Origin of the sequence: Lacticaseibacillus saniviri JCM 17471 = DSM 24301 (genome assembly GCF_001311785.1) — a bacterium.
GTDB classification, from domain to species: Bacteria; Bacillota; Bacilli; order Lactobacillales; family Lactobacillaceae; genus Lacticaseibacillus; species Lacticaseibacillus saniviri.
Genome location: NZ_BBBX01000034.1, coordinates 1 through 9534 on the forward strand (window position 1 = coordinate 1; position 9534 = coordinate 9534).

Annotated in this window: 13 protein-coding genes and 1 pseudogene; 5 read left to right on the plus strand and 9 right to left on the minus strand. The window is 48.6% G+C overall.

All coding sequences use genetic code 11. From position 1 onward, the window contains the following. Nucleotides 1–55: 55 nt before the first annotated feature. The 3 genes and pseudogenes from JCM17471_RS12560 to JCM17471_RS12570 all read right to left on the minus strand — a co-directional run bounded on the left by JCM17471_RS12560 (nt 56) and on the right by JCM17471_RS12570 (nt 2454). Nucleotides 56–1377, minus strand: a pseudogene (locus JCM17471_RS12560) (glycosyltransferase family 2 protein). A gap of 2 nt (nt 1378–1379) precedes the next feature. Further along, nucleotides 1380–1874: a hypothetical protein gene (locus JCM17471_RS12565; protein ID WP_054778108.1), complete on the minus strand. Its 495-nt coding sequence runs from the start codon at nt 1872–1874 to the stop codon at nt 1380–1382. Continuing rightward, nucleotides 1864–2454, minus strand: coding sequence for an EAL domain-containing protein (locus JCM17471_RS12570; protein WP_369395883.1), 591 nt, complete (start codon nt 2452–2454; stop codon nt 1864–1866). Before JCM17471_RS12570 ends, JCM17471_RS12565 begins: the two co-directional genes overlap by 11 nt. 565 nt (nt 2455–3019) lie before the next feature. On the opposite strand from JCM17471_RS12570, the gene JCM17471_RS12575 reads away from it, so the two are divergent. The 3 genes from JCM17471_RS12575 to JCM17471_RS16135 all read left to right on the plus strand — a co-directional run bounded on the left by JCM17471_RS12575 (nt 3020) and on the right by JCM17471_RS16135 (nt 5500). After that, nucleotides 3020–3826, plus strand: coding sequence for a YfhO family protein (locus tag JCM17471_RS12575; RefSeq protein ID WP_054778109.1), 807 nt, complete (start codon nt 3020–3022; stop codon nt 3824–3826). A gap of 79 nt (nt 3827–3905) precedes the next feature. Beyond that, nucleotides 3906–4964, plus strand: a complete 1059-nt coding sequence (locus JCM17471_RS16130; protein WP_263849509.1) for a YfhO family protein — start codon at nt 3906–3908, stop codon at nt 4962–4964. Then, entirely contained in the window at nt 4961–5500 is a 540-nt protein-coding gene (locus JCM17471_RS16135; protein WP_054778111.1) for a YfhO family protein, read from the plus strand. Before JCM17471_RS16130 ends, JCM17471_RS16135 begins: the two co-directional genes overlap by 4 nt. Nucleotides 5501–5561: 61 nt before the next feature. Here the strand turns inward: JCM17471_RS16135 and JCM17471_RS12590 are convergent, their stop codons facing one another. From JCM17471_RS12590 to JCM17471_RS12605, 4 genes are read right to left on the minus strand one after another with little or no spacing between them, the layout of a single operon-like run. Continuing rightward, a complete protein-coding gene (locus JCM17471_RS12590; RefSeq protein WP_054778112.1) occupies nt 5562–5954 on the minus strand; it encodes a hypothetical protein in 393 nt (130 codons plus the stop codon). Nucleotides 5955–5997: 43 nt separating this feature from the next. Further along, nucleotides 5998–6447: a hypothetical protein gene (locus tag JCM17471_RS12595; protein ID WP_054778113.1), complete on the minus strand. Its 450-nt coding sequence runs from the start codon at nt 6445–6447 to the stop codon at nt 5998–6000. Continuing rightward, the gene (locus tag JCM17471_RS12600; protein ID WP_054778114.1) at nt 6437–6751 is read right to left on the minus strand and encodes an RNA polymerase sigma factor; all 315 of its coding nucleotides are present in this window, start codon (nt 6749–6751) and stop codon (nt 6437–6439) included. The genes JCM17471_RS12595 and JCM17471_RS12600 overlap by 11 nt, the downstream gene beginning before the upstream one ends. Continuing rightward, nucleotides 6748–6957, minus strand: coding sequence for a hypothetical protein (locus JCM17471_RS12605; protein WP_156321715.1), 210 nt, complete (start codon nt 6955–6957; stop codon nt 6748–6750). The genes JCM17471_RS12600 and JCM17471_RS12605 overlap by 4 nt, the downstream gene beginning before the upstream one ends. Before the next feature lie 139 nt (nt 6958–7096). On the opposite strand from JCM17471_RS12605, the gene JCM17471_RS12610 reads away from it, so the two are divergent. Further along, the gene (locus JCM17471_RS12610; protein WP_054778116.1) at nt 7097–7501 is read left to right on the plus strand and encodes a hypothetical protein; all 405 of its coding nucleotides are present in this window, start codon (nt 7097–7099) and stop codon (nt 7499–7501) included. A 38-nt stretch (nt 7502–7539) separates the two neighbouring features. Here JCM17471_RS12610 and JCM17471_RS12615 read toward each other — a convergent pair whose 3' ends face one another. Continuing rightward, nucleotides 7540–7842, minus strand: a complete 303-nt coding sequence (locus tag JCM17471_RS12615) for a hypothetical protein (protein WP_147661063.1) — start codon at nt 7840–7842, stop codon at nt 7540–7542. 126 nt (nt 7843–7968) lie between these two features. On the opposite strand from JCM17471_RS12615, the gene JCM17471_RS12620 reads away from it, so the two are divergent. Then, entirely contained in the window at nt 7969–8880 is a 912-nt protein-coding gene (locus tag JCM17471_RS12620; RefSeq protein ID WP_162208399.1) for a DegV family protein, read from the plus strand. A 95-nt stretch (nt 8881–8975) separates the two neighbouring features. Here JCM17471_RS12620 and JCM17471_RS12625 read toward each other — a convergent pair whose 3' ends face one another. Next, entirely contained in the window at nt 8976–9371 is a 396-nt protein-coding gene (locus JCM17471_RS12625; RefSeq protein ID WP_054778119.1) for a GtrA family protein, read from the minus strand. Nucleotides 9372–9534 lie beyond the last annotated feature (163 nt).

Genomic DNA, 9534 nt, shown 5'->3' on the forward strand with positions numbered 1-9534 from the left:
GCACCTGTGACCCGCCACAGAGGGAAGTCATAGGTGCTGTTGTTTGTGGAAAAATTCAGTTTTGATCCGGCATCGTCTTTCTGGTTGGTGAGACCCAAGTGCCAGAACCAAAGCCCAAGATGGTTTTGACAGCGGGGATAAAGGTCACAATGATGGTGATGGGATTGATGACCCAAAAAACATCATGTAGAGCGGTGCAAACGGCAGATATTTCAGCTTAGCTCCGCGGTGATCCAGAATCAATGCCGTGATGAGCTGCATCGAGCCCGCAATCATCTCAAAGGTCATGAAAATCCAGGCCATGGCCAATAGGTGCCAGATATTGCCCCAGTTGCCGTTGATCAGTTGCCATCCCAAGTTGCCGACATACATGATGCTGGTGATGGCAAAGAAGAAGGACCAGATGATGGACAGGGTCGAATCGATAAACATCGAGGTTTGATAGCGGTGCGCCCAAGGGTGGAGCATAAACTTCTTGAAATTGGTTAACCACACCTCGGTGCCACCCTGTGCCCAGCGCTTGCGCTGTTTGTAGAGGTCAGTGATGCTTTCGGGCACATTCATGTGGAAGACAATGTTTGGCGCAAACCGGGGGACGGCGCCCAGCATCTGATGATCCCAGGCAATACTGATATCTTCTGTGGCTCGATTTTGGCGGAAACCACCGACATCAATCAGGAACGATTTGCGATACATGGTGTTGGCGCCGCTGTAGGCATACATGGAATCGTTGACGGCAGCTTGACTGCGTTTGATGACGCCAACGATACTCGAGAACTCAACGGTCTGTGACTTGCCCAGAAGCGTGGTGCGATTCTGCACGTCCATGTTGGCGGTCACGGCGGAGGTGTTCATGTCGTAATCGTGGACGAAATAATTCATGTACTTCATAATCGCATCCGGTTCGGGAATCGTGTCGGCGTCGTTACTCAGAATGTAGTCACCATGAGCAAAGAACATGCCAATATTGAAGGCGTGGGCTTTACCCTTGTTTTTGACGATTTCAAGCATCCGCAACCGAGGATATTTTTCCTCCAAGCGGCGCACGATATTCGCGGTTTCGTCGGTCGAGCCATCGTTACAGATCAGAATTTCAAAATTATCATAATTTAACTGTTCAAAGAGGTAGGTGATGGTGGATTCAATCATCAATTCCTCGTTGTGAGCGGGAATCATGATGGTGACGTAGGGCTGCTTGTCTTTTGGAAGCACCTGCCAATCATCATCGGCGGTATCATGGCGCAAAAAGCGATAGCTCAACGCGCCGAAGAACCAGAAGAAAGCACCGCTGATGGGATAGAGACACAGAATCAGCAAGAGCGCTGTCACCACTGTCTGCCCGGACGTGGCTTCAAAAAGGTGATCAATCATTTGCATGGCTAGATCTCCTTTATCTTCTTGTCGTCGAATAGGTCCTGAATCTGGTCGGTTTCGAGATTCTGCTCCGGTTCAACGCGATAGTTGCGCGCGTGTTCGCGGCTTTCGGCTGGGCCAAAGCGTTCAGTCATGAAGTCTTCAACGGTTTGGCTACGCACACGCTGATTCAGTGGGTTATAGGTTGGCCACTGTTCGACCAAGCGTTCGCGCTTTCTGACCTGAATGATGGTCATTGTCACCGAATAAATCAGCGCCACTGTGGCAAGAAACAGGATGAGAACACCGATGAATTTGACTTCTTCGATGCCTTCGCGGTACCGCCAAAAGGCAAAGCCGTGACCTGTGACTGCGGCAAAGAAGCTCATACCGGTCACCACAATGGGAATGATGATGGTGAGCCAAGACAAGACGGCAATCAGCGTCTGCCAAATTTTCAGTCCCCAGTGGCCTTTATCGAAATAACTATCGGTGTAGAGTTGTTGGCGATTATCTTTCATGTTCACGCTCTTTTCTTTGTGCCACATCGACGGGGCGGCCGTAGAGGTAGCCCTGCATGTGATCAATCTTGAGTAGCTTGGCGAGTTCCGCGTCTTGATCATCTTCAACGCCCATTAAGACAAGCTCGATGTGATGTTGTTGCGCCAGCTTGCGCCAGAATTGGAGGTTGAGGTCGAGCCACTCGCCATCCGCTTTTCGAAATTGGCGCATTGAAGCCTTGATTATGTCAGTCACTGGCAACATCCACTCGATAGCATTGAGGTCGATTTGGCGATTGCCGACGTTATCAACCGCGATTTGGACGCCGTATTGTCGCGCCTGCGCGGCTTGTCTGAGAAAGCGACGCCGCTTGGGATACTCGGCTTGCGGATCGATGGTCAGCTCAATGACCAATTGCATCGGCGTGATGCGACTCTGCGCCCAGCGGACAAAATAATCAAATTCCGGACTGATAATTTGGTCATAATCTAGGTTGATCGCCAATGTGTAGGGGAGTGTCGGCAAGCCGTCGAACACGCCATCGAGCAAAAAATCACGCGTTGTAATGGCAGCGTTTCGAGGTGTTCGGGTAGGCGCCAATTGCCTTCGTTATCGGGTTGGCGCAAGAGGCATTCATAACCGGTGATGTCACCGTGACTGTCGACTTGTTGTTGAATGAAATAGCGCAACTCACTTTGCTCTTTGGCCAAGTAGTTGCGACTGCGGACACGTGATCGATAAAAGAAGATGCCGGTCACAAGAAGTGCTAGCACCAAAAGGGCCAAAGTGACCCAAAGCAATATTCTGGTTAAAAAAGCTAGCAATACCGTCCCTCACATTCACGATTTAACATTATTTTTTGTAAATATTTCATATCATGGATATTTTACTCTACCCATACCAATAAGCAACAAAATTTAATGCACAAAATATAATCGTACCAAATCGAGTGCTGCGTCACGTCTTTGGGGCTTTGTCTGGGCGAATATTAACGTTGTGTTCTTGATTATTCCACTGGGTTCGATGATACTTAATAAGTAAAATAAAATGTGGGATGGGTTAGCGAACATGAAAAAACAGCGTGGCGCACTAGCACCTTGGCTGATCACGTCATTGATTGTGGCGATGATGTATTGTCCTGAGCTGGCGAGCAGGCACGAATCAATTGGTCGGCGGCAGTATTTTATCAGGCGATCTCAGTCAGCAGTATCTATCATTCTTCCAATATTATCGGCATGTCCTCTTCGGTGGTTTCGACCAAATGGGATACAGCTTGAGCAATGGGATGGGCGGCTTGATGGCCGGCAACTGGGCGTATTATCTGCTCAGTCCGTTCAATCTCATCACCTTGATTTTCCCGGCAACACACTTGCCAGAAGCGCTCTATGTGCTGATTTGGTTGAAGATTTCACTGGCTGGGGGCGCCATGACCTGGCTATTACAGAAGTGGTTACCGAAATTACATACCAGTTATGCCGTTGCACTCGGTATCACCTATGGCTTAATGAGTTTTATTTTGAATTACCAGTCCAATCTGATGTGGCTCGATGGCATTGTGCTATTGCCCATAGTGATGTGGGCCATGTTGCAATTGTTGCGTGGCAAAAGTTGGGTACCTTACACCCTGATCCTGACGCTGGTGATGATTTGTAACTATTATATGGGGTACATGATTGCCGCCTTCTTGGTGTTGTACTTCATCCTATATAGTATCGATGAGTTCCGTGACTGGCCGGATTTTGTCGCCCGCGGGCTGCGATTTGCTGGGGCCTCGCTCTTATCAGGCTTGATGAGCGCGGTTGTCTTGGTCCCACTGGTGTTGGATATCACGGCCAATAAGAGCAACATTCACACCTCGATGAGTGACATGGTGCACCAAATGATACGGATTCGACCCTTGATTCCGGCACAACTGATCAGCGGCCAGGTGGATCCGCGGGTCCCAAGTATTTTGTGGGTACGCTGGTTGTGATTGCGGCACTCGGTTACTTCTTTAATCGCACTGAAAAGTTAAAGACGCGCTTATTGAGTTTGGCGCTGTTACTGATTTTATTGCCAGCACGCTGATGACGTCCTTATATCTGTTCTGGCACGGGTTTCAGGAACCACAGTCTTATCCGTATCGTTTTATCTATTTGATGAGTTTTTGGCTCATTGTGTTGGCTGCGCGGCAACTCGCTAGCGGTCAGTGGACCAAGCGCCAGTGGCAAAGCATCGGTATCGTTCTCGCGATTTTCCTTGTCTATGACATCTGGATTCGCCACGCGGCCAATCTGTCACTTGGACGCTTAGCCATGGCGACTGTTCTGGCCTTAGCCCTCGCGTGGTTAATCAATGCTTCTCGGCGCTGGCCACAATTACGCTATGTCATCGTTGCTCTGGTCTGCTTAGAAGTCGGTTATGGTGGCACTCGTGCGTTGCAAAATACGCATGGGGTTGCCGGTGATTCCTACCGGACCTATATGAAGACGATGACTGACGTATTAGGCAAGGCGACGGCCAAAACCGATTACGGTCGCTTGGAGAAAACCTTTATGCGGGGCGGCGACCGCGGTGACAGTTACACATATCGCTATCAGGGCATCTCGGCATTTTCTTCCAACAACGATCCTGAATTGGCAGATCTGCTGAGTTACATGGGGATTCCGGCCTATGGTTATTTTGAAGCCTACTTTGGTGGTACTCAGTTAACGGACAGTCTGTTTGGCATTCGAACAATTGTGGATACCACACGCAAGACAAACACGAAGCAGGACTTCTATCACTATGGGAGTCGTGAGGATGTTCATGATTGGCCAGTGGTGGCTAAGTCTGGGGCATTCACCGCGTACCGCAATCCGAACGCCTTACCACTGGGGTTTGCGTCACCTAAGCACTTTGAGATGCCAAACTTCAGTTATGTCGCGATGTTAGATGATCAAACCTGGTTGTTGAATAATGTGTCAGGGACCAAGCGTGTGTATTTTGATCTGTTGAAGCCGCATGTGAGCTATAAGAATGCGCGCATCAATCAGAGCGGACAATATTACTTCCTGCGTAAGAAGAATAAGCATAAGGCCGCCAGCATCACGATTACTTATCCAGTTAAAAAGGTGTGCCCGTCTACGTGACGGTTGGTCAGCAATTTCTCGACAGTGCGACCATCTCAATCGACGGTAAGAAAGTTAACCCATACAAAGAAGCGACTAAGCCAACGCCATTGGGTGTGACGCCTAAGCATAAGACGCTCAAGGTTAAAATCACGATGCACGATGCGGTGATTCCATATAAGACCCTGCAGGCTAATCAACTGGATCAAAAGATGCTCAAGAAGACGATGACACAGCTCAAGCGGGGCGGTTGGCAACTGAACACACTGACGAGTAACCATATCAGTGGCACGATTACCACCAAGAAGAACCAACGCTTGTTGACGACAATCCCTTATACCAGTGGTTGGACGGCAACGGTTGATGGCAAGCCCGCTCGTGTTTATCGCGGCATTGGCCGATTCTTGGCCGTGGACCTAACACCGGGCAAACATACCGTGACGATGCGCTTCAAGACACCGGGATTACGGATTGGCGCACTGATTTCATTAATCGGTGTGGCGCTGTTAATCGGTATCGAGTGGTGGTTGCGTGATCAGTACAAATATGCGAAATAAAAGAGCTGTGACCGCCTAAAGTGGGGTCACAGCTTTTTGTTTGTTTCGGTTAGTTCAGAATCTAGTGCTGATTGAGCGCGGCGATCGGTTGCGTCTTGGCTTTGATAAGGGCTTGCATCCGCGCGGTCATCTCGGAGCGTTCCGTGTCTGGTACGCGGACGCCGGAATCACCGCCAAATGGCATGATTAGTTTCTTTTGTCGATAAACACCATCCGCATCGAGCGTAAATACGCCGCGACCTTCCATCACAGGCCAGGCATAAGGGACGTTGAACGGTCGTGTGTTCTTTTCCGGTGCACGAAGAATGATGGCGTAGTGCTTACCAATCTGTGGCAGATCGGCATCAGCAGACTCAACGGTGACCACATCGTCCGATTGCGCTTCTTGCTGGTCGGTCCAGGGCTTCATGGCGACTGGCGCCAGCATCTCTTTCTTGGTAATGTTACCGCCCATGAACATGACGTCGACGGTGTGGCCTTGTTGTTTGGGTCACCCGTTAAGACTGATCGACAGCGACAGTCGCCAGTGTGTACGGCATATTGGATTGCACCAAGCTACGTAGATGGGTGACGGTGCCCAAGAAGGTGAGCTGACTCGCATTGATGTAGTCATCAAAAGTGTTAATGGGTGGGCCCATGCGTATAGCTGAACTCATATCAATATCTACAGGGGATCGAGGACCACGGTAAAAATTGGCCTGCGTCCAGTCAATCGCGGGTGTCATCGCGACTGTTGGTGCGACAGTGGGACGTGTTGCGTGCTGATACCAATACAGTGATGGTACGCCGATGAGCAGTAGGGCCGCGGCGAGGGCAACCAGGCGCCAAACGCGAGTATGCCGATGCTTAGGTAGGGCATCGAGCGCCTTTTGCATGACCTGCTGCGCATCATCTGGTTGCTCGGTTATCGTACGATCAATCAAAGCGCGTAACGGATTAGTTTTCATAGTAGTCGCCTCCTAGCCACTCCTTGAGTTGTGCCTTACCGCGTCGCAAATGCGTCTTGATGGTGTTTTCAGACAGACTTGTCAAGAGATGAATCTCGTGAATACTCAAACCGTTGTAGTAGTACATCAGAAGTGTTTGCTGATAGCGCTCGTTAAGTTGGCGGATGCCATTCAGGATATCCATGCGCATTTCGGCGCGCAATTCACTATCGCCACTCGGCACATCGGGTAGTGGCACATCTGGTGCTTCATGCTGATGCTGGGCATATCGCTGATAGCAGGTGCGAATCAGAATTTTGGTCAACCAGGTGCGAAAATAAGCTGGCTTTTTAATGTGTGAATACTTGTAAAGGCGGTTAGCGTGGTTTCACTGATGACCTCCTGAACGTCAGCATCGCGCGCCACATACAATTGCGCCATTTTGACCAAATAACTGGCCTGTGTCTGCATTATCGCCGCAAACGCCTTGCGATCACCCGCGATTGCCCGCTTAATTTGTCGTTCATCCAACACCCATCACCCGCCTTTATACCCATTAGTGGTTATTCATCGCCAAAAGTTTCATCGAAATGATATTTTTCACTCACCATTATTGCTTGTGCCAAGTGGTGTTATACTGAACGAGCACAACGCAACAATGGAGGAAAATATGACACTCAAATTAACGTTTCATCATATCGGTAAACCTGTTCCGCTAGCTGAAATCAAGGATAACCCCGAAACCAAATACAGTCCGCTCTATGATATGTATTCACTCGATATGGCCAATGATCTCAGCGTTCCCATTGAATTACACGCATTTGGACCTGATAGTTCACTCGATCACCGTATTCAAACAGAGGCCCACGTGGCCTTTAAAGTCAACGATATTGAAGCGGCACTGAAGAATCAAACAATTATTATGCCTAAGTATACGCCATTCAAAGACTATACTTGTGCGATGATTCTATTGAACCAACAGCCCGTCGAATTGATTGAGACGACACTTTCAGAACGAGAAATCTGGGGTGATGGCATCTTTAAGGACAGTATCTTGTATCCGGATGGCAAATAAAAATAGCCGGTTGTGCCTTCAATGTGAAGCGCGACCGGTTATTTTTGACTTGTTGAAGTAAAGAATATTTTCCAAAGAAAGTAGCAAGTGGCGCCCCAAAAGTACACCGCCAGCACGAGGACGATGGTGAATCCACCCCAGTGGCCCCATAGGATATAGGTGAAGAAAGAGATGAGGGCGGCAAGAAGAATAGTGGGAATCAAGGCCAATAAGCGCCGGAACTTTGAGTGATTGGGATTCTTCAGATAATCGGCGTATTTATAGACGAAAAAATCAACAATTGTTTGAAAAACAATATCGAGCATGATGTCACCGCCTCCTCGGTTGATAAAGCGTTTCACTTGTTGCCATCATTATAAAACGGGCCGTCCGGGAGTCAATCATGTTGACTCTGCCGTGCGCGTTCCATGCCCAATCCCTCGGCAAATGAGTGGTCATTCATTTCATCGAGTGGTATGCTGAAACAAATGAAGTTAGTGGGTGACATTATGGGAAAAATTGCGATTGTAGTAGACAGTACTTCAGGACTCACTGAAGCAGACACACAGACTTATCCCAACTTGGTGATCGTGCCCGAAACGGTGACTTTTGGCTCAGAAACCTATCGCGAGGGAATCGATATCGATAACAAAACCTTCTATCAGCGATTGGCAGAGGCTAAGACATTACCCACTACGGCGCCGCCAACAACGGAACACATGAAAGAAATTTATGATCAATTAGCAGATCAAGGTTATACCGCTGTCATCAGTATCGATTTGACGGTTGGGATTACCACTTTCTTGACTAACTTGGCGATGGCCTTACAAGATTATGATCGGATTCCGGTGACGTTAGTTGATTCCTATATTACCGCGCTGCCAATGGGCTACATGGCGCGCGTGGCCGCACAGATGGCACAAAATGATGCGACTGTTGAGGAGATTGTGAAAGAACTCGATCATTTACGCAACAACTTGGGCAGTTATTTTGTGGTCAGCGACTTGAAGAATTTGGTGCGTGGTGGCCGCCTCAAGAATGCGCAAGCCATTGTGGGCACCATGTTGCAGGTGCGACCAATTCTGTCGATGATGAATGACCAGCATGAAATTCGGGCTATCGATAAGGTGCGGACGGTCCGCCGCGCTAAGGCTTATCTTGAAGATAAACTCGATGAGGCACTCAAGGCAGATCCCAAACGCCGAGTTTTCCTGATGGGAACCAATAATCAGGATGAACTGATTGCCTGGCGCAAAGAATTGGCACCAAAGTATCCAGGTATTATTTTTGAAGTGTTCGATATTACACCAGTCGTCGGTACGCACATCGGTAACCAAGCATTGGCTGTCGTGTGGGCACCGGAGAGTGATGTGGCGGTTCAACAAGAGGACCGGTTATAAAGAAACAGAGCCTGTGACAAAACCACGATTTGGTTTTGTCACAGGCTCTTTTGATGTGGATAGGAGTGACGCGTTTTTGCCTTTTGCACACCTCTTCACGACTTGAAGATTAATTTGCTAAAGACATAGTTGGCCACAATGACGACCACTTGGCTCACCAATTTGACCAGCAGCACGGATAGCCCCATCACGGTAATGCCCAGATACATGATGCCGTTATCGAGAACCAATGAGAGCGCGCGTAAAACAAAAAAGGCGACGAGCTCTTGGATGAAGCGGCGGCGATTTGTATATTGTGATTGGAAGACCACACTTTTATTGGTGAAGAAGGCAAAAATCACGCTGACCAACCACGCAACGGTATTGGCCCACAGAATCGGCATGTGCATGGCGTTAAGAATAAAAAAAACCACGATGTTGACGAGTGTTGTGAGACCACCGATGAAGAGGTAGCGAATTAAGGTTTCGTATTTTCTGAAAAGAGCAAGCATGTATGTTCTCCTTATTGTTGTCGCGAGTATTATAGCACAAGTTTATGCGTCATCTGACCTCAATTTTGGCTCAGACAAGCGTCTCGAGTTAGCGTATAATAAACTTGTATACCTTTATTATTGAAAAGTATGGAGGAATTCACACGTGAAGCAAGTTGCTATT

Excerpts from the sequence above, each read along its gene's own strand:
- JCM17471_RS12565 (WP_054778108.1), bottom strand. The coding sequence starts at position 1,874 with ATGAAAGATAATCGCCAACAACTCTACACCGATAGTTATTTCGATAAA.
- JCM17471_RS12590 (WP_054778112.1), bottom strand. The coding sequence starts at position 5,954 with ATGGGCGGTAACATTACCAAGAAAGAGATGCTGGCGCCAGTCGCCATG.
- JCM17471_RS12595 (WP_054778113.1), bottom strand. The coding sequence starts at position 6,447 with ATGAAAACTAATCCGTTACGCGCTTTGATTGATCGTACGATAACCGAG.
- JCM17471_RS12610 (WP_054778116.1), top strand. The coding sequence starts at position 7,097 with ATGACACTCAAATTAACGTTTCATCATATCGGTAAACCTGTTCCGCTA.
- JCM17471_RS12620 (WP_162208399.1), top strand. The coding sequence starts at position 7,969 with ATGAAGTTAGTGGGTGACATTATGGGAAAAATTGCGATTGTAGTAGAC.
- JCM17471_RS12625 (WP_054778119.1), bottom strand. The coding sequence starts at position 9,371 with ATGCTTGCTCTTTTCAGAAAATACGAAACCTTAATTCGCTACCTCTTC.